Annotated in this window: 16 protein-coding genes; 12 read left to right on the top strand and 4 right to left on the bottom strand. The window is 34.9% G+C overall.

The window, feature by feature from the left end:
• The first annotated feature begins 17 nt into the window (after positions 1 to 17).
• The 6 genes from glyA (at position 18) to Q5N69_RS11250 (ending at position 5,491) form a co-directional block, all read left to right on the top strand.
• Positions 18 to 1,274, top strand: coding sequence for a serine hydroxymethyltransferase (gene glyA / locus Q5N69_RS11225; RefSeq protein WP_304369008.1), 1,257 nt, complete (start codon positions 18 to 20; stop codon positions 1,272 to 1,274).
• Between the two features lie 112 nt (positions 1,275 to 1,386).
• Entirely contained in the window at positions 1,387 to 1,842 is a 456-nt protein-coding gene (gene nrdR / locus Q5N69_RS11230) for a transcriptional regulator NrdR (protein WP_304369009.1), read from the top strand.
• Positions 1,843 to 1,845: 3 nt separating this feature from the next.
• Positions 1,846 to 3,027 carry a bifunctional diaminohydroxyphosphoribosylaminopyrimidine deaminase/5-amino-6-(5-phosphoribosylamino)uracil reductase RibD gene (gene ribD / locus Q5N69_RS11235; protein ID WP_304369010.1) on the top strand — a complete coding sequence of 394 codons (1,182 nt, stop codon included), beginning with the start codon at positions 1,846 to 1,848 and terminating at the stop codon, positions 3,025 to 3,027.
• Positions 3,028 to 3,071: 44 nt separating this feature from the next.
• On the top strand, positions 3,072 to 3,731 hold the full coding sequence (locus Q5N69_RS11240) for a riboflavin synthase (RefSeq protein WP_304369011.1): 660 nt from the start codon (positions 3,072 to 3,074) through the stop codon (positions 3,729 to 3,731).
• Between the two features lie 10 nt (positions 3,732 to 3,741).
• Positions 3,742 to 4,851, top strand: coding sequence for a 3,4-dihydroxy-2-butanone-4-phosphate synthase (gene ribB / locus Q5N69_RS11245; protein ID WP_304369013.1), 1,110 nt, complete (start codon positions 3,742 to 3,744; stop codon positions 4,849 to 4,851).
• A 265-nt stretch (positions 4,852 to 5,116) separates the two neighbouring features.
• The gene (locus tag Q5N69_RS11250) at positions 5,117 to 5,491 is read left to right on the top strand and encodes a PH domain-containing protein (protein ID WP_304369014.1); all 375 of its coding nucleotides are present in this window, start codon (positions 5,117 to 5,119) and stop codon (positions 5,489 to 5,491) included.
• Here the strand turns inward: Q5N69_RS11250 and Q5N69_RS11255 are convergent, their stop codons facing one another.
• Complete coding sequence (locus Q5N69_RS11255; RefSeq protein WP_304369015.1) at positions 5,492 to 6,232, bottom strand: FadR/GntR family transcriptional regulator; 741 nt, start codon at positions 6,230 to 6,232, stop codon at positions 5,492 to 5,494.
• A gap of 579 nt (positions 6,233 to 6,811) precedes the next feature.
• Between Q5N69_RS11255 and Q5N69_RS11260 the strand changes: the two genes are divergently transcribed.
• Positions 6,812 to 7,696, top strand: a complete 885-nt coding sequence (locus tag Q5N69_RS11260) for an NAD(P)-dependent oxidoreductase (RefSeq protein WP_304369016.1) — start codon at positions 6,812 to 6,814, stop codon at positions 7,694 to 7,696.
• Positions 7,697 to 7,826: 130 nt separating this feature from the next.
• On the opposite strand, the gene Q5N69_RS11265 is transcribed toward Q5N69_RS11260, so the two are convergent.
• Entirely contained in the window at positions 7,827 to 8,567 is a 741-nt protein-coding gene (locus tag Q5N69_RS11265) for a FadR/GntR family transcriptional regulator (RefSeq protein ID WP_304369017.1), read from the bottom strand.
• Between the two features lie 692 nt (positions 8,568 to 9,259).
• Here Q5N69_RS11265 and Q5N69_RS11270 point away from each other — a divergent pair.
• From Q5N69_RS11270 to Q5N69_RS11285, 4 genes are all read left to right on the top strand, one after another.
• On the top strand, positions 9,260 to 11,533 hold the full coding sequence (locus Q5N69_RS11270) for a polysaccharide lyase 6 family protein (RefSeq protein WP_304369018.1): 2,274 nt from the start codon (positions 9,260 to 9,262) through the stop codon (positions 11,531 to 11,533).
• Positions 11,534 to 11,736: 203 nt separating this feature from the next.
• Positions 11,737 to 12,114, top strand: coding sequence for a cupin domain-containing protein (locus Q5N69_RS11275; RefSeq protein WP_304369019.1), 378 nt, complete (start codon positions 11,737 to 11,739; stop codon positions 12,112 to 12,114).
• Positions 12,114 to 13,418, top strand: coding sequence for an MFS transporter (locus Q5N69_RS11280; RefSeq protein WP_304369021.1), 1,305 nt, complete (start codon positions 12,114 to 12,116; stop codon positions 13,416 to 13,418). Before Q5N69_RS11275 ends, Q5N69_RS11280 begins: the two co-directional genes overlap by 1 nt.
• A 5-nt stretch (positions 13,419 to 13,423) precedes the next feature.
• Positions 13,424 to 14,380: a sugar kinase gene (locus Q5N69_RS11285; protein WP_304369022.1), complete on the top strand. Its 957-nt coding sequence runs from the start codon at positions 13,424 to 13,426 to the stop codon at positions 14,378 to 14,380.
• Between the two features lie 177 nt (positions 14,381 to 14,557).
• Here the strand turns inward: Q5N69_RS11285 and Q5N69_RS11290 are convergent, their stop codons facing one another.
• Together Q5N69_RS11290 and Q5N69_RS11295 are read right to left on the bottom strand one after the other, a co-directional pair.
• Complete coding sequence (locus Q5N69_RS11290; protein WP_304369023.1) at positions 14,558 to 15,127, bottom strand: CBS domain-containing protein; 570 nt, start codon at positions 15,125 to 15,127, stop codon at positions 14,558 to 14,560.
• Positions 15,128 to 15,262: 135 nt separating this feature from the next.
• Complete coding sequence (locus Q5N69_RS11295; RefSeq protein ID WP_304369025.1) at positions 15,263 to 15,547, bottom strand: hypothetical protein; 285 nt, start codon at positions 15,545 to 15,547, stop codon at positions 15,263 to 15,265.
• Positions 15,548 to 16,143: 596 nt separating this feature from the next.
• Between Q5N69_RS11295 and Q5N69_RS11300 the strand changes: the two genes are divergently transcribed.
• On the top strand, positions 16,144 to 19,098 hold the full coding sequence (locus Q5N69_RS11300) for a TonB-dependent receptor (protein WP_304369026.1): 2,955 nt from the start codon (positions 16,144 to 16,146) through the stop codon (positions 19,096 to 19,098).
• Positions 19,099 to 19,416: the final 318 nt, after the last annotated feature.

A 19,416-nucleotide genomic window follows, 5' to 3' on the forward strand; every position in this document is an offset into this window, starting at 1 on the left:
TTACTTGAGGATTTAACATGCTTACACGTGACATGAACATTGCAGATTTTGATGCTGAATTGTTTGAGGCTATGGCCAAAGAAACAGTTCGCCAAGAAGAACACATCGAACTTATCGCTTCAGAAAATTACTGTAGTACTCGCGTACTTGAAGCTCAAGGCTCTCAGTTAACAAATAAATATGCTGAAGGTTACCCTGGCAAGCGTTATTACGGCGGTTGTGAGTTTGTTGATGTTGCTGAGCAATTAGCTATTGATCGTGCTAAAGAACTTTTTGGTGCTACATATGCGAATGTTCAACCACATGCTGGTTCACAAGCAAACGCAGCGGTTTTCCAAGCGTTAGTAACACCAGGCGGAAAAGTATTAGGTATGAGCTTAGCTCATGGTGGTCATTTAACTCATGGTTCACATGTAAACTTTTCTGGTAAATCTTATGAAGCTTTCCAATACGGTTTAGATCCAGAAACTGGTGATATTGATTACGTAGAATTAGAGCGTTTAGCTGTAGAACATAAACCAGAAATGATCATTGGTGGTTTTTCAGCGTTTTCAGGTATTGTTGACTGGGCTCGCATGCGTACTATCGCAGACAAAGTTGGCGCATATTTCTTCGTAGATATGGCTCACGTTGCTGGTTTAGTTGCTGCTGGTTTATACCCTAACCCAGTTCCACATGCTCATGTAGTTTCAACAACTACACATAAAACATTAGCTGGCCCACGTGGCGGTTTAATTGTTTCTGCATGTGATGATGAAGACATTTACAAGAAATTAAACAGTGCTGTATTCCCTGGTGGTCAAGGTGGTCCTTTAATGCACGTTATTGCAGCAAAAGCAGTAGCATTTAAAGAAGCTTTACAACCAGAATTTAAAGTTTACCAACAAGGTGTTTTAGATAACGCTAAAGCTATGGTTTCGGTACTTCAAGACCGTGGTTACAAAGTTGTATCAAACAAAACTGACAACCACTTATTATTATTAGACCTAATTGATAAAGATATTACCGGTAAAGATGCAGATGCTGCATTAGGTAAAGCTCATATCACAGTAAACAAAAACTCAGTACCAAACGATCCTCGTTCACCGTTTGTAACTTCAGGTTTGCGTTTAGGTACACCAGCAATTACTCGTCGTGGTTTTGGTGTTGAAGAAACTAAAGAATTAACAAGCTGGATTTGTGATATTCTTGACGATATTACTAATGAAGAAACGATTACAGCTGTTCAAGGTAAAGTTAAAGAGCTTTGTTCACGTTTCCCTGTTTACGGTTAATTCGTTAAACAGAACAGTAGTTTGAATTGTTAATATCGAATAGAATGGCCGCATTAGCGGCCATTTTTATTTATTGAATAAATTGCTTTCATACCAGTTGTAGGATCACACCATGCATTGTCCTTTTTGCTCAGAAACAGAGACTAAAGTTATCGATTCAAGATTAGTTGCTGACGGACATCAAGTTAGAAGAAGACGTGAATGTTTAGCTTGTAGCGAACGATATACAACGTTTGAAATAGCAGAGCTTGTTATGCCAAAAATCATTAAACGAGATGGTTCAAGAGAACCGTTTAATGAAGATAAAATGCGTAATGGTTTAGTAAGAGCTTTAGAGAAAAGACCTGTAAGCGTTGAAAATGTAGAGCTTGTTATTAACAAGGTAAAGTCTGCGCTGCGCGCAACAGGTGAGCGAGAAATTTCTAGTGAAATGCTAGGTAATACTATTATGGAACAACTTAAAGATTTAGATAAAGTGGCTTATGTCCGTTTTGCCTCTGTGTATCGTTCCTTTGAAGACATTAAAGAATTTGGTGAAGAAATAGCTCGTTTAGGTGACGAAAAATAACTTATGACAATATTTTCAGTACAAGATCACGAGTATATGCAGCGAGCTTTATCGCTGGCAAAACTTGCTCATTATACGACATCTCCTAATCCGAGGGTTGGCTGTGTACTAGTAAAAGATAATATTGTTGTGGGCGAGGGTTATCATGTTAAAGCTGGGCAAGGTCATGCTGAAGTAAATGCGTTGAAACAGGCAGGCGATCTGGCAAAAGGTGCGACCGCTTACGTGACTCTTGAGCCTTGCAGTCATTATGGACGTACGCCTCCTTGTGCTGAAGGCTTAATAAAAGCGGGGATAAAACATCTTATCGCTGCAATGGTAGATCCAAATCCACAAGTTTCAGGTAATGGTTTAAAAATGCTTGAAGCTGCAGGTATAACAACGCAATACGGTTTATTAGAACAAGAAGCCCAAAGTTTAAATGTAGGCTTTATTCAGTTAATGACAACTAAATTACCTTACGTCCGTTGTAAATTAGCATCAAGTATTGATGGTAAAACAGCTATGGCAAGTGGTGAAAGTAAATGGATAACTGGATCAGCAGCTAGGCGAAATGTACAACGTCTTCGAGCCCAAAGCTGTGCTGTTATTACGGGGGCTGATTCTGTTTTAACAGATAATGCTAAAATGAATGTTCGTTGGAGTGAATTAGGTGAGCTTAAAGAGCGTTATGCACAAGACGATTTACGTCAACCTATTAGGGTGATCATAGATTCTCAAAATAGGTTAACGCCAGACCTAGCTTTATTTTCAATAGAATCGCCAGTAATTATATTCACTCATAGTATTGAAAATAGCGTAAAGTGGCCATATTTTGTAGAACATGTAAGTGTTCCTTTTAGTGAAAATATTGCCACAAATCGGCTAGAAGAAAACGATTTAAAATCATCAAGTAAAGCCACTAAAAAATTAAATTTAAAGAGTATTTTATCTATTTTAGGTAAGCGTGGTTTGAATGATGTATTGATTGAGTCAGGTGCCAAATTAACGGGGGCATTTGTTGAGCAAGACCTAGTAGATGAGTTTATTCTTTTTCAAGCGCCTAAATTAATGGGAGCAGATGGAAAAAGTCTACTTAATATGAATAATCTTCAAGCTTTATCAGAAGCTAAAAAACTAACTTATACTGATGTACGTATGGTAGGCGAAGATATACGCATCACGGCAAAAATACATAAAAATTAAAGTCATAAGACTTATTTAAATAGCTAAACTAACAAGAGTTACTCATGTTTACTGGAATAATAGAAGCAGTTGGTCAAATAAATACCGTACAAGTTAATGCGCAAGGCGCTAGAATATCAGTATCAACAGGTGTGCTAGACATGCATGATGTTAAGTTGGGTGACTCTATTGCCACTAATGGTATTTGTTTAACGGTTGTTGATGTAAGTACAAGTACTTTTAGTGCTGATGTTTCAAATGAAACGTTAAAGCGAACAGGCTTTGCTCATTACAAAAGTGGTCAGAAAGTTAACTTAGAAAAAGCCATGTTACCAACGACTCGTTTCGGTGGTCATATGGTTTCTGGGCATGTTGATGCCTTATCTGAAATTGTTGCGATAGAAAATGACGGAAATAGCATTCATTATTGGGTTGGAATGCCAAGTGATATAGCTCCTTATATTGCTGAAAAAGGCTCTATCACTATTGATGGTACAAGCTTAACGGTTAATGCATTAAGCGACAGTAAATTCAGATTAACGGTTGTACCACATACAACGCAAGAAACAATTATAAGCAGTTATAAAGTTGGCTCTAAGGTAAATGTAGAAGTCGATTTGATTGCTCGTTATATAGAAAGATTACTTACCAATAAAACCGCTGAAAATAATCAGCAATCTGGTGTTACACATGACTTGTTAGCACGAAATGGTTTTATCAAATAAAGAGGTTGATATGAAATTAAATACCCCACAAGAGATTATTGATGATATCGCTCTGGGTAAGATGGTTATCTTAATGGATGACGAAGATCGTGAAAATGAGGGCGACTTCATTATGGCTGCTGAAAAGGTAACACCTGAAGCAATCAACTTCATGGCAACTCATGGTCGTGGTTTGATTTGTATGCCTATGAGCCGTGAAAAAGCTGAAATTTTAAAACTACCTTTAATGGTGGATAAAAATGATGCACAGTTCAGTACTAACTTTACCGTATCTATTGAAGCCGCTACTGGTGTTACTACCGGTATTTCTGCTGCGGATCGTGCGGTGACCGTGCTTGCTGCAGCAAATAAAGAAGCGACACATCTAAGCATCGTTCAACCAGGTCATATTTTCCCATTAATTGCTAAAGATGGTGGTGTTTTAAATAGAGCGGGTCATACAGAAGCCGCTGTAGATTTAGCGCGTATGGCAGGTTTTGAACATACAGCTGTAATTGTTGAAGTGCTAAATGAAGATGGGAGTATGGCGCGTCGTCCAGATTTAGAAATCATTGCTAAAAAACACGACATAAAAATGGGGACTATTGCTGATCTAATTGAATACCGTAACGCAAATGAAACAACAATAGAACGTGTTTCATCTTGTAAGTTACCAACAGCTTTTGGTGAATTTGATCTCACGGTATTTAAAGACACTATCGATGGACAAGCACATTTTGCTTTAACCAAAGGTGAAATTAAACCTGATCAACCTACTTTAGTACGTGTTCATTTAGAAAATACGTTTAGAGATTTATTATTCAGTCAACGTGAAAGTGTATCTTCTTGGCCAATGGCTGACGCGTTAAAACGAATATCAGAAGAGGGTGGTGTACTTGTGTTAATTGGTAAGCATGAGTCGACTGATACGCTGATAGCGGAAGTTGAAAAATATGCTAAACAAGATGCTGGCGAAGTCGTTAAAGAAGTCAAACGTCATGTAGGCTCACGTAATGTTGGGGTCGGATCACAAATACTTTCTAACTTAGGCGTAAGTAAAATGCGCTTATTAAGTTCGCAAAGTAAATATCATTCTTTATCAGGTTTTGGTTTAGAAGTAGTTGAATATATTGCGGAATAAAATACTGTTTAATATTTGTAACCAATAGCCTGCTATTGGTTACACAAATCCGCCTTGCTAGGCATAAACTATCAATATTGAGTGAAATAGCTTAACCCAAGCTGAGGTTAACTATGACTTTAAGAGTGAGAAATTAGTTCTTGAGCTTGGTATGATAGTCTAGCTTAATAAATTTCCCTCTCAATTATTTGAAGAATATTGAAACTATGCAAGTTGAAGCAAATATATATTCAACTGTTTATATCATCACTAAAAAGGAACTATTATGATCGACTTTAAAAATTCGTCAGTGTTTAAGCTAAAGCCTATTGATAACGATGAGGCGAGAGACGATTTTCATGCGTTTTTAATTGATGGCGAACATATATTTGCCACTTTTAAAAGCATTAGAGACCAAGTCGTTTTTACTAATAAGCGAGTTATATCAGCAAACGTACAAGGTATAACTGGTTCTAAAGTTGATTATACCTCATTACCGTATAGCAAGATTAATGCTTTCTCAATTGAGACTTCAGGTACACTTGATTTAGATTGTGAAATTCAATTATATATAAGTGAGCTTGGACAAGTAAATTTCGAAATCAAAGGTAGTTTCGATATTGTTGGCTTTAATAAATTAATTAGCCAATATTTACTTTAATTATTTAGATTTAACCAAGCTTTCTAAAGAGTATAAGTCTCTTTTTTCGTTATTTTTACGTTGAACTTCTGCTAGGGCTTTAGATTCTATAGCATCAAATAACGTGTTAATTAATCTATTGAAATGTTGATGCATTGCTAAACGAGCTTTAGCTGCATCTTTTTCTTTAAGCGCTAAATAAATTGCAGTGTGCTCTTTTAATGTAAGTTTATTATCGCTACTACAAACATTTTTATAATCTTCAATTATCTCACGAGTAGAAGCTCTAAGTGACCAAAGATTTTTAACTGATAAAATCATTGCTTCATTTCGAGTTGCCGTAGAGATAATCTTGTGGAATAGCTTATCGGCTTCTTCAATACTGTCAGAGTCTTGGTTTTTTTCCATCATATCAAGAGTTTCCGATAGGGCTTCTAATTCATCATCATTAATACTAAGCGCAGCTAAAGCGGCGACTTCACCTTCTATTAAAGCTCTTGCTTGTGTGAGTTCAAATGCATTAACAACATTTGATTCTAATGAAGCCGATTCTATTACATAAACGCCAGAGCCTGTTTTAACTTCAACTTGACCTCTTACTTCAAGTGCAATAATTGCTTCTCGAATAGTTGGTCTGCTTACATTAAATTTTTCTGCTAGTTCACGCTCTGCAGGTAATCTACTACCTACTGTGTATTCTCCGCTTTTAATAGAAGTTTCTATGCCTTGGACAATACGCCAAAATAATCGACGGTTTTTCATTTTCTTTCCTCTTGCTTGCTCATTAAACTTTCTTTACTAGCGTGAACTTAGGTTATTCATCCGATAGTAGTGCGCATAAAGTTTAAATGTTTATTTTTCTTATTCCGGTAATGTATCTTTATTTTATTGGTATTACCACTGTTTTTTGATTGGTAAATGTACTGAAAATATCATTTGTTACCCATATCATACCACCATAAAGTAGATTTTAAAGTTAATAAATCGATTTATTAAGTGGGAGTACTTGTTTATTAAACAATAGCTTTTTATGTCTTATGTATTGTTTGTTTATAAATAACTCGTTAAATGATTGTTATTATCGATTTAATTTTTAAAACAATTACATTGGTAATGTATATACAGAGCAATTGGTTTGACAATGGTTTTTTGTTTGGTTATATTTGTTATATGTAATTGTGTCTTTGCTTATATAAAGACAAAGCATGAATTTAATCGTTCTTTTTTAGTCTATATTTATTAAAATGAGAGCATGATAAATCGGTATCTAGCATACCAACCCATGAGGTGAATTGTTTTCACACTCAGTTAAACATAAATTAATATATTTAGGAGTTAGATATGACAAAACCTATCATAGGTTTCATTGGACTTGGCCTTATGGGCGGTAACATGGTTGAAAACCTACAAACACGTGGTTTTCAAGTTAACGTAATGGATCTTAACAAAGATGCTGTTGCTAAAGTGCTTGCTCGTGGTAATGCTACAGAAGTTGCTACAGGTAAAGAATTAGCTGAGAAAAGTGACATTGTAATGCTTGCTCTTACTACTTCAAAAGTTGTTGAGTTAGTTGTTTATGCCGAAGACGGTATTTTAGCAGGTATGAGTGAAGGCAAAACATTAATTGATTTTGGTACTTCAATCCCAGATTCAACTCGTAAAATCGGTGCTGACCTTGCTGCTAAAGGTTGTGGTATGATTGATGCTCCTTTAGGTCGTACTCCTGCGCATGCTAAAGATGGTTTATTAAACATCATGGCTGCTGGTGATATCGATACGTTTAACAAAGTTAAGCCTGTTCTTGACGAGCAAGGCGAAAATGTATTTCACCTTGGTGCATTAGGTGCTGGTCATACAACTAAGTTAATCAACAACTTTATCGGTATGACTACGGTTACTGCTATGTCACAAGCATTTGCTGTTGCAAAAGCTGCTGGTGTAGATGGTCAACAGTTATTTGATATTATGTCAGCTGGCCCATCTAACTCTCCATTTATGCAGTTTACTAAATTCTACGCTGTAGATGGTGAAGAGAAATTAGGTTTTTCTGTTGCTAATGCAAACAAAGATCTTGGTTACTTCAACCAAATGGTTGCAGATTTAGGCGGTGAGTCTTTAATTGCTCAAGGTACATCTGCTAACCTACAAGCTGCAGTTGATGCTGGTTTAGGTCAAAACGATGTTCCAGTAATTTTTGATTACTTCAAAACTAAATTTGACAAATAATGACTAACAACCTTGTAGGTTGTTTGGTTAGATAATAAAAAGCCTCATATTTTGAGGCTTTTTTTATGTGTAAAATAAATTGGTAAGGTAGATTTAAAAGAACTAATAGCTCTCAAATAAACTAGAAATATTATTTAATAAGGCTTTCTAAAGAGTATAAACCTCTTTTTTCATTGTTTTTACGACGAACTTCTTCCAGCGACTTAGCTTCAATAGTGTCAAATAAACTATTAATTAAACGATTAAAGTGGCGATGCATAGCTAAACGCGCTTTTGCTGCATCTTTTTCTTTTAAGGCGTTATATATTGCAGTGTGCTCGCTTAGAGTTAACTCACTATCCTTGCCACAGACATTTTTATAATCATCAATAATTTCAATTGTAGATTCACGTAATGCCCATAAGTTATTAACAGACATGATCATCGCACCATTGCGTGTTGCTCCTGCAATAATACTATGAAAAGTTTTGTCTGCTTCTTCAATGCTACTGGCTTTTTTAGCATTTTCCATCATTACTAATGTTTGATGTAAGTTTTGTAATTCCTCATCAGAAATACAGGTAGCAGCTAAGGCTGCAACTTCACCTTCTATGAGTGCTCTAGCTTGTGTTAACTCAAAAGCACTAATGTTATTATTAGTATCCGATGTGGTTGAGCTTTGTAATACATATACTCCTGACCCTGTCTTTACTTGAACCTTTTCTCTAACTTCTAGAGCTATGATAGCTTCACGAATTGTAGGTCTGCTGACATCAAATTTATCAGCTAGCTCACGTTCAGGCGGTAGGCGACTGCCTACCGTATATTCACCTTTATCGATCGAGGCCTCAATACTTTCGGCAATACGCCAAAACAATCGACGATTCTTCATTTTACTTCCTTCAAATTACAACATTTCTTAGCACATTAGTTATATAGTATCTATTTACAAAAGCCATAGCAAAGGGATTGTAAGCGGTAAGCTATTGTAAGACTTTCGTATTTATTGCTGGTTAATGTAATGAATATACCAGTTCATTTATTTGGTAATATAGTTTAGAGGGTTGCATACTTTAATTGGTATAACAAAATGGTTGACATAGGGTGTCGGAATTGGTTAGTTTAGGGTAGTATGGTAAGACTCAATGATCTTTGATGTCATTTAACCAAATGTCAAAAATATGGATCATTAAAATAAGTAAATTAAATTACTTCAGTGCAAAAAGTAAGTCACACCAATAAAAATCAAGGTGTATTGTTTGGCGCTGCATTAGTTACTTCTTTGACTACTCATTTATATGTGGTTTAAGAAGAGACTAAAATAGAAGTTAAGAATAACAAAAGCGAAATTGAAGTTTAAAAACACTTAACTTATTAGAAAAGGTAAAACTAGAACTTACGGTTTAAGAATAACCACAAACAATTCTTATTTAGGTCGTAAGTTTTTTGTTCGTACTAAAGCGAAATTCTAATTTGAAAGTACTAGTTAGTCGTGAATTTATATTTACCACTATAAGTTAGGCTCTTATATTTAATAATATGAGAACCTGAATTTTCTCGTTTAAAGATTATAAAGAGTTCCTTATGCATTATTTCAAAATGTCTAACGTATTTACTACATTTACGTTGTTAGTTCTGAGTACATTATTTGCGTGTACTAATATTACTAGTGTCGATAGCAATACCCATCTAGTTGATACTCCTCAGGCTTACGATGAAGCGTTAAAAGACGCTAAGCCCGGCGACACAATTATGCTGGCTAATGGTGTATGGCAAGATTTTGAAATTTTATTTAAAGGAACGGGGACTGAAAACTCTCCAATTACATTAACTGCAGAAACTAAAGGCAAAGTGATTTTGTCTGGTAACTCTAACTTGCGTATTGCAGGTAAATATTTAGTTGTTTCTGGTTTAGTGTTTAAAAATGGCTTTACCCCAAGCAGCGAAGTTATTTCATTTAGAGAAGACAAAGATGAACTTGCTTACCATTCTAGAGTGACAGAAGTTGTTATAGACAATTACAGTAACCCAGACCGTTTTGAAGCAGATTACTGGGTAGGTATTTATGGTAAAGATAATCGTTTTGATCACAATCATTTAGTTGGTAAACGTAACAAAGGTGTTACGGTTGCTGTACGCTTGACTACAGAAGATAGTCAAGAAAACCATCATAGAATAGATCATAACTATTTTGGACCAAGACCAATATTTGGTTCTAACGGTGGCGAAACATTAAGAATTGGTACTAGTCATCACTCATTAACTAGTTCATTCACACTTGTAGAGAATAATTACTTTGATCGTTGTAATGGTGAAGTTGAAATTATTTCTGTTAAATCAGGTAAAAATACCATTGTTAATAATACCTTTTTTGAATCTCGTGGAACGTTAACTCTTCGTCACGGTAATGGTAATGTGATAGAGAATAATGTGTTTTTCGGTAATGGTGTTGATCATACGGGTGGTATACGTGTAATAAACAGAGACCAAACCGTACGTAATAATTACTTAGAAGGTTTAACGGGGTACCGTTTCGGCAGTGGTTTAACTGTAATGAATGGTGTACCAAATTCTAGTATTAATCGTTATCATCAAGTCGTTAATGCAAAAATTGAAAATAACTCAATTATCAATGTTGATCATGTACATTTAGCTGCAGGTTCTGATGCAGAGCGTTCAGCGGTTCCTAAAGATAGTGTTGTTTCAAATAATTTGTTTTATAACAAAAATGAAAAAGCTCCATTTTCAGTATTTGATGATATTAGTGGAATTACATTTAAAGACAATATTTCAAATAAACTTACTGATAACAAAATTGCATCAGGTATTACAGCACAAACACTTGTGTTAGAAAGAGCAGACAATGGCTTGTTATACCCTGTGAATAATGCGACTAACTCAGGAGTTTCTAAAGATCTTGAGCCAACACAGAAAAATCAAACAGGTACAACTTGGTATGAGAAAGTTGAACCCGAAGTTGAATTTAATTCAGGTAAAACAACAATAGTTCAAGCTGGTGGTGAATCTTTATACCAAGCGATTGAGCAAGCAAGCTCTGGCGATACTTTAGTATTAGAAGATGGTAATTACACTATTGAAAAAATCATTAAACTTGATAAAACAATCTCAATTAAAGCAAAGAACCGTCATATGGTTACTGTTGAGTTTGGGCGTTCTACGCTGTTTGAAATTAATAATGGTGGTAGTTTGAGTATTGATGGTATTGTGGTTAGCGGTGCTAATAGTGCAGATTATTCAGGAAACACTTTTGTTAGAACGGCTAAATGGGGCATGTTTAAGAACTATCGTTTTGCAATGAAAAATAGCATAGTTAAAGACTTAGACATTAACCATTCATTCCACTTCTTTGATTCAGGTAGCCGCGCATTTGCTCTATCTATCGATATAGAAAATAACGTTTTTGATAATATTACGGGCGATATCTTTAGATTAAATAAAGAAACTGATGATCTTGGTATATACAATGCTGAATACCTAAACATAAAGAATAATGAATTTAATAATGTTCAAGGTATGCTAGTTAATTTATATCGTGGTGGTTCAGATGAAAGTACTTTTGGGCCTCATTTATTACTAAAAGATAATAAAATTAATAATGTAGGTAATGGTAAGCGTAATAAATCTAAATCTGCAATTTTATTACATGGTGTTCAAGTGTCTACTATTGAGAATAATATCTTTAAAAACACAGCAAAAATTAATGTAGAACATACTGTTGGTGAACCTATAACCTATATCACTAACAATACACTTGATAAAACACCACAACCAAGTGTTGTTGAATTACGTGCAAGTGGCGAGCACACAGCAATAATTCGTGATAATAAAGTACAATAATCAAAGAAATAAGATTAAGTAGAGTGACTAAAGATAAATAAATATAACATCGTAAAATGGTCCTGTTGTATTTCTTAAGTTTAGCTTAACTTTTGATAGATAAAGAATTAACAAACTAAAAACATAATAAATTTTCTTGTAAAGATAAGTTTGAATTTACTGATAATTTAATTTTTCGATATAAAAAATAGTAGGAGATCCTCATGAGTCAAAGTGAAATTTTTTCATTCGGTAACGAAACAGAAATCGAAGACATAGGCGGCGGTTTAAAGCGTCAGATGCTTGGTTATAACGAAGAGTTAATGGCCGTAAAAATTTGGTTTGAAAAAGGTGCTATTGGATATAACCATGCACACAGACATTCTCAAGTGACTTATATTGTTGAAGGTGAGTTCCATTTCAACATTAATGGAGTAACTAAAGTAATGAAGCCAGGTGATAGCTGTTTAATCCCTCCATATGCTGATCATGGTGCTACTTGTCCAACTGGCGGTATTTTAATTGATACTTTCAGTCCTCCACGTGAAGATTTCGTAGAAGAAGGGCTTTTACAAAAGCCTGCTGATAAGGAAAGCATCTAATGCAAATGAAAAATCTACGTTGGTGGGTTATTGCGTTAATCGCACTCGCTACTGTTATTAACTATATTGACCGTTCTGCGCTTAGCGTATTGTGGCCTGATATCGTAGAAGATCTTTTCCCTGACGAGTCAGCTCTAGAACGTAAACAAATTTATGCAAACATCTCAATTGTTTTCATTTTGTCTTATGCTTTTGGTCAAGCTATTTTTGGTAAAATATTTGACTGGGTAGGTACACGTTTAGGTTTCGTTTTATCTATTGGTGTATGGTCTCTTGCTACTGCAGCTCACGCTTTTGCACAAGGTGTACTAAGTTTTAGTATTTTCCGTGCTATTTTAGGTGTTGCTGAAGCGGGTAACTGGCCTGGTGCAGCAAAAAGTAATGCTGATTGGTTCCCAACTAAAGAAAGAGCTTTAGCTCAAGGTATCTTTAATTCAGGTGCTGCAATTGGCGGTATCATTGCAATTCCATTAATTGCATATTTAACTGTTTACTTTAGCTGGCAGATGGTTTTTGTTGTTATCGGTTTAGTGGGTCTTTTATGGCTTATTCCTTGGATTATCTTAGTTAAAGCTCCACCTAAAGATCACCCTTGGATCACAGATGAAGAACGTGAGTATATTTTAACAGGTCAACGTACAAACCCTGAAGAAGAAAACTCAGAAGAAGATGAATACAATCCTTCTACAGCTGAATTGCTTTCTCGTAAACAAAGCTGGGGTGTAATTATCGCTTCTGCGGCGATTGATCCTATTTGGTGGTTATTTGTATTTTGGATCCCTATTTATCTAAATGAAGTATATGGCATGGATGTTAAATCTATTGGTATATATGGTTGGGTTCCTTACGTTGGTGCTATGTTTGGTGCTTGGTTTGGTGGACTTCTTGCGCAAAACCGTTTAAAAGCAGGCTGGAACACTGATAAAACACGTAAGTTAACTATTACCTTGGGTTGTATGATCATGTTACCTGCACTTTTAGCTATGGCTAATCCTGGTGGGCCAACAACTGCTGTAATTATTATGGCTGTAATCTTATTTGGTTTCCAAACAACTATCGGTAACGTTCAAACACTACCAAGTGATTTATATGGTAAAAAAGCTGTTGGTACACTTTCAGGTTTCGCTGGTATGGCAGCTAAGCTTGGTGCATTAGGCTTAACTGCTTTAGTACCTATTCTTACTGCAGATGGTAATTATACTCCTGCATTTGTAATTGGTGCTTCTTTAGCTATTATCGCAATGGCTGCAGTATGGATACTAATTCCAAAAATTGAACCTTTAAAACCTCTAGAAAGGAAATAAGCTGAATGAAAAATATTTTTTTATTTGGTGAGAGCATGGTGGAACTATTAAATGTTTCACCTAATGCGCAATTACCACAAACATTAAAACAATCTTTTGCTGGTGATGTATTTAATACTGCTGTTTATTTAAAACGTGTTTTTGCTGATATGAAGGTAAACATAGTTACGGCTGTAGGTACTGACGAATTTAGTTCTAATATGGTTGAATACTTTCAGCAACAGAATATAGAAACAGATTTTGTTTATCGTTCTAATGATAAAATAGCTGGTTTATATTCAATTAAAACAGATAGTGAAGGTGAAAGAACATTTACTTACTGGCGTGAAAACTCTGCTGCTAGACAAGTAATGAAATCTATTGATTCAGCTGAAATAGAGAAAATGTCACAAGGTGATGTTTTCTTCTTTTCAGGTATTTCATTAGCTGTTATTACACCAGAAGATCGTCCTAAGTTCTGGAAGATGGTTGAAAAACTAAAATCTGCAGGTGTAACGATAATTTTTGATCCAAACTATCGTGCAAGAATGTGGAGTTCTCCTGACGAAGCTAAACAGGAATATCATCAAGCATTCACATTAAGTAATATCGCTTTACCTGGTGTAGATGACTTTAAACAGCTATATCAGTTAAATACAGCTGAAGAAGTTATTACATTTAGCGAAGCCTATACATTTGATGAGTTAGTTATCAAAAATGGTGAGCAAGGTGTTGTCTATATTAAAGATAACAAACGTACTGATATTGCGATAACTCCAGTTGAGAACGTAGTTGATACAACATCAGCAGGCGATTCGTTTAATGGTGTGTTTGTTGGCGCTCGTACAGCGGGTACTAATAGTAATGACGCTATAAAATTAGCTTCTGCATCAGCCGCTTTGGTTATTCAACATAAAGGTGCAATCGTTGATCAAGACGTTTTTCAAGCCTTTATTGATAATGACTTATATCGCTTAAATTAATCTGTTTATTCGTTAACATTGAGCTTATTCAGTTAGTGTTAGTTAATATAATAGTTATGATCAAAAAAGGTCTTCTGAGTTTATCAGAAGACCTTTTTTTAATGTTAAAAGTATTTGTCTACTCCTTTATTAATAAACTAACTTACATCGCTATATAATCATTACCTTAGCTTTCAGCTATGCGTTAATGACATTCATTTCATTAAATCTTTTTGCGAAAACAACATTTTTAGGTATCTCAATAGGGATATGTAATTTTCGTTCAATTTCTTTAGAAGATATAATGCCTCTAATGTGATGATTAAATGTATCCATTACTAAGCAATGATGCAGTCCGTTTTGTTTTAATGTGTTTACCACGTCTTCAACTGTTGCTCTCTTAAGCTGTGAAATATCAAAAGTCATAATTTTTTCTTTTGGTAACATTAGATCACTAACCAAAATCTCTTCTCTTTTATTACCTAAAGTTATTTCATGCATAATGGCTTGCTCAGACACCTCTGAATGAGTAATCACGCCAACAAAATCATCGTTTTCAGATATAACAAGATTCAGGTGAACATGTGTTTTTAACATTAAATCTAACGCGTCAATTGCTTTAGTATTCTCTGTAATTCTAGATGGATTAAAACGTTTAAAGTCTGTGAATATCGAGGTTGCAGGAGAATTTAAGGTGACTTGTTCGAAATCATCTGGTTTAACAATGTAATCGATATTATCTATGCTAACTAGTTTTAACTTTTTCATAATAGCCTCTGTGCTTTTATTTGATGTTCTTAAGGTGTAACAGAGTTAAATTCACTAGTAACAAGACTTCAGGTATTAGAGTACCTAGCTTGAGACTAAATATTGTGAATATAATCTTCTATCTAATATAAATATCTAGATATCAAATAATGGTGGTGCACGAATAAAGCTATAGGATACTTCTGCTTTTAGTTTAGAAGTATTATTAGAAATGGATTTTTCTTGAGGTAAGGGAGGTAGGAGGGTTAATTCATATTTATAAACACTCCCATCTATATCATGGCTATCTAAATCACTAAGTGTTTCTTCTATTGATTGCTCAACATCCCATAAACCATCATCTGCAATAGTACTTTTACTTTCTAAAGAAAATAAAAGTATGCAAGGTAATAGTAATAAAAGTTGAAGCGTATTTTTCATCAATTTTAGTAATTTATTTAGTTATAAGTTCATAATGGAGACCTTAAATAATACTTTCAAGTAAAAAAATGAAATGAGAGAAGATAAAAAGTAATAAATTATTAATGGATAACTATGACGTTCTCTTTAAAAAGGTAGAAAGCTTTATAGAATAAAAAATAATTTAGAAACTATTTATTCTAAGAATACTTGGTTTTGAAGACCATTTTTGTTTTATAAGAATAATAATTTCGTTTTATAAATATGCAAAAAAGTATTCGTTGTTTATCGTTATAGATGAATTTTCTTCATCTTTATTTTCATGATGTTAGGTGATTTTTTGATTTTTAGTTAGGTCAAATATCAAACAGTTTGCTCATAATTTTTTTGCTTAATAAACTGCTATAAATTCGTTAAAACATAATTTTATTAGAATTTTTCTATTAAATTTAACTTCAAATATTTGTAAGTTATTTGTTAATTGGTAAAGCCAAATGAATTGACAAGCATCATAATCTTGGTTAAGTTGAGGTGGATTATTGAACTGGTGATAATAAAAAATAAAAGATCACCAGTTTTAATTTACTATTTTCATAAATCGGTTTAGGGGAATTAATATGACAATAAAATTAAATAAAATTAGCTCTGCGTTGCAAAAGAATCGCTCAGCTAATCGAAACAAATCTGCACTATATAGTTCTGCTCTCGTTGCAATGTTAGCTATGCCGGCATATGCAGCTGAAGAAGCTTCACAAACAAAAAATAATGATGAAATTGAAGTTATCCAGGTAACTGGCATATTAGGTAGTATGAAGGCTGCTTCAATACTTAAACGTACTGATAGCCGTATTGTAGATGCAATTGTCGCAGAAGATATTGGTAAATTACCTGATAATAACATTGCAGAAGCGTTGCAACGTATTACAGGTGTTTCAATTAGCACAGATTTTGGTGTAGGTAATGGGGTTACCATTCGCGGTATTTCACAAAACCGTGTGGAACTAAATGGTCGTTCAACTTCTGGTGCTGGTCGCGACGGTATTAGCCTTGATGATTTTCCATCTAGCTTCCTAAAAACAGTTGAAGTTATTAAGTCTCCTACTCCTGAAATGATTGAAGGTGCTTTGGGTGGTACGATCAACATGACTACAGTTCGTCCATTAGAATTAGATGAGCCACTAGTCGCTTTCACATTAGATGGTGAATACGCAGATAAAACTGAAAACTGGGCGCCTAAATTTAATATTTCAGCAGGTCGTAACTGGGATTTAGATGATGCAGGTACCTTTGGTGCATCATTTGTTTTAGCTTACCAAGATCGTGAATTACGTCGAGATGAGTTTATCAACTTAGTTACGCCTACCGAACTTGACTTAGATGGAAACGGTGAAAGTGATCGAGCAAACAATCCTGCAGGTAACTTTTTAGTAAGAAGTCAAAATACAGTAGAGCAAAAAACAGAACAGCGTGAAAGAACAGCTTATGGTTTATCTTTACAATGGGCTCCTAAAAGTGGTGATGGCTTTATTTATTTAGATGTTAATGCTACTGACCTAGATGGTGGTCAAGAAGCTTATTCAGTTCTTAACGACAGTAAAGACTATAGCGATTTAGTTCTTGATGATGCATTTGGTGATGCACAAGGCCAGCTTCAGAATTTTGGTTCAGGTAGTGTTTTTGTACAACCTAAAACGTGGTCTGATTTTACTACTAACGACTCTTCATCTAGCGCACTAGGTGGTGAATTTCAGTTAACTGACCAATTGAAAATATCGGGTGAAATTGCATATACAAAGTCTGAGTCTGAAAGAAGAAATTCAGAATTCAATTTACGTCCTATTTCTCGTGACCAATATGAAGCTGATGGCACGATAACTGAACATCTTTTCACCCTTACAATGACAGAAAGCGGAGATCAAGTTCCAGGTATTATCTTCTCAGATGAAGATGCTCTTCTTAATCCTGATAACTTAGCTATTCGTCAATTTAGTCATCAGCGACATGTTACAGAAAATGAAGAGACGGCAATTCGTTTAGATATAGAATATACAGAACCATTTGCAAACTTAGAGTTTATTAGCTCAATTAAAGCTGGTGTGCGTACTACAAGTCGTGATTATGAAATTGATCGTCATGACCTTAGAAATAACGGCGACGAACTTAAGAACTTACAAACAAGTGTTACAGTTGATGGTGTTGTAACTCCAGTATGGATTGATGACTTTAATGATTCGTATGGTGGATTTAAAACCATTAATCATGATAACTCTTTCGATCAAAGCGGTATTGCTGGAAATAACGCATTAACTAATTACTATGTATATGATGGTGCATTATTAGCATACGATATTAACGGTACTTACGACAGAGTTAAGCAAATGCTTGCTGGCACTAGCCATGAATTAACTGGTTCGCTTGACGACAACATGGTGCGTAACACAGGTGCATATGCGCATATTGAAGAAGAAACTAGAGCTATCTATACTCAGTTTCATTTAGACTTTGATGAGCTTACTGCTGTTGTTGGTGCTCGTTATGTGACTACAGATTTAACGTCTGCTACTTTTGATGAGTCACAGGATCATGATTATTCAGATTTCTTACCAAGTATTAATGCTACGTATACGTTAAATGATGATACTGTTTTACGTTTTGCTGCTGCAAAAGTAATGCGACGTGCTGAATTTGGTGAATTAAGTCCAGCACTAAATATTGATAACTCACTTGTAACTGGTACACAAGGCTCTTATCAACTAGACCCTTACCGTGTAACTCAATACGATTTAGGTATAGAGCATTACTTTGGTGAAGGTGGACTTGTATCTGCAGCTTTATTCTACAAAGATGTTCAATCTTTCACTCAGAGTAGCAGTTCTTGTGTTGCTGACCCAGAAACAATTACAGGTCAGAACGTAAATGAATTTATAGATGTATGTCTTTTAGATGTTGCAGGCGTGAGTCAAGATAACCTTGTAACTGCAGGTGCTAACCAAGATTTGGCTTTTGTTGAAGGGCAAAGAGATGCAGGTTTAACAGGTATTGTTATTAATACCGATGTTAATGGCGGAAGTGGCTCTATTAAAGGTTTAGAGTTAGCATACCAACAACAGCTTGATTTCTTACCAGGTGCTTGGGCTGGATTAGGCGTTAATGTAAACTACACATACGCATACAGTAAGCAACCAGATGGTAATCCATTATTAGATATTTCTAATAATACCTTTAACACACAAGTTTACTGGGAACACGAAGGTATTCAAATTCGTTTAGCTTATAACTGGCGTGACAAGTACTTAGATACTCAAGATGAGAAACGTGTTCGTCCTGTAGGTGCATTAGCAGCTCTTGCTGATAGTACTATAACAGATGTTACGCTAGGCAATAACTACCGTGATGCTCGAGGTCAAGTTGATTTCTCAGCAAGTTATGACTTGAATGACAACATCACTCTTGTAGCTAATGCCGTGAATTTAACTGGTGAGCCAATTCGCCAGGTTTCTGAGTTAGGTAGTAACTGGAAATACAGTGAAGCAGATCGTCGTTATACTGTGGGTGTTCGTGCTAAGTTCTAAACCGGTTTTATATTAAACCTAATTAAAAACGAGCTAATTTAGCTCGTTTTTTTATGTCATTTTTTAGATAACCTGAGATTGGTTTAATAAATTATTCTCTAGCAGTTATTTCCCTATACTTCAGTTTAATCGCTATATTTAATTGGAACTAAGAAAAACTATTAAGCCGAGTCTAAGTCAAAATTGATTAATAATAATGTGAATAAATTAAAAGTAACTTATCCCAAGTTCAGGTTAGTTATAAGGCTAGTGGTTTTTCAGCAGTATAAATTTGGATCAATTAAGTTAAGACTTTACAGGAAGGGGGCGAGTAAACGT

This window comes from Pseudocolwellia sp. AS88 (assembly GCF_030551755.1).
Classification (GTDB): domain Bacteria; phylum Pseudomonadota; class Gammaproteobacteria; order Enterobacterales; family Alteromonadaceae; genus Pseudocolwellia.

Bases quoted from the DNA above. Each gene is read 5' to 3' on its own strand.
- Q5N69_RS11250 (WP_304369014.1), top strand. From the start codon at position 5,117: ATGATCGACTTTAAAAATTCGTCAGTGTTTAAGCTAAAGCCTATTGAT.
- ribD (WP_304369010.1), top strand. From the start codon at position 1,846: ATGACAATATTTTCAGTACAAGATCACGAGTATATGCAGCGAGCTTTA.
- nrdR (WP_304369009.1), top strand. From the start codon at position 1,387: ATGCATTGTCCTTTTTGCTCAGAAACAGAGACTAAAGTTATCGATTCA.
- ribB (WP_304369013.1), top strand. From the start codon at position 3,742: ATGAAATTAAATACCCCACAAGAGATTATTGATGATATCGCTCTGGGT.
- Q5N69_RS11300 (WP_304369026.1), top strand. From the start codon at position 16,144: ATGACAATAAAATTAAATAAAATTAGCTCTGCGTTGCAAAAGAATCGC.
- Q5N69_RS11280 (WP_304369021.1), top strand. From the start codon at position 12,114: ATGCAAATGAAAAATCTACGTTGGTGGGTTATTGCGTTAATCGCACTC.
- Q5N69_RS11255 (WP_304369015.1), bottom strand. From the start codon at position 6,232: ATGAAAAACCGTCGATTATTTTGGCGTATTGTCCAAGGCATAGAAACT.
- Q5N69_RS11295 (WP_304369025.1), bottom strand. From the start codon at position 15,547: ATGAAAAATACGCTTCAACTTTTATTACTATTACCTTGCATACTTTTA.
- Q5N69_RS11265 (WP_304369017.1), bottom strand. From the start codon at position 8,567: ATGAAGAATCGTCGATTGTTTTGGCGTATTGCCGAAAGTATTGAGGCC.
- Q5N69_RS11285 (WP_304369022.1), top strand. From the start codon at position 13,424: ATGAAAAATATTTTTTTATTTGGTGAGAGCATGGTGGAACTATTAAAT.
- Q5N69_RS11290 (WP_304369023.1), bottom strand. From the start codon at position 15,127: ATGAAAAAGTTAAAACTAGTTAGCATAGATAATATCGATTACATTGTT.
- Q5N69_RS11260 (WP_304369016.1), top strand. From the start codon at position 6,812: ATGACAAAACCTATCATAGGTTTCATTGGACTTGGCCTTATGGGCGGT.
- Q5N69_RS11240 (WP_304369011.1), top strand. From the start codon at position 3,072: ATGTTTACTGGAATAATAGAAGCAGTTGGTCAAATAAATACCGTACAA.
- Q5N69_RS11270 (WP_304369018.1), top strand. From the start codon at position 9,260: ATGCATTATTTCAAAATGTCTAACGTATTTACTACATTTACGTTGTTA.
- Q5N69_RS11275 (WP_304369019.1), top strand. From the start codon at position 11,737: ATGAGTCAAAGTGAAATTTTTTCATTCGGTAACGAAACAGAAATCGAA.
- glyA (WP_304369008.1), top strand. From the start codon at position 18: ATGCTTACACGTGACATGAACATTGCAGATTTTGATGCTGAATTGTTT.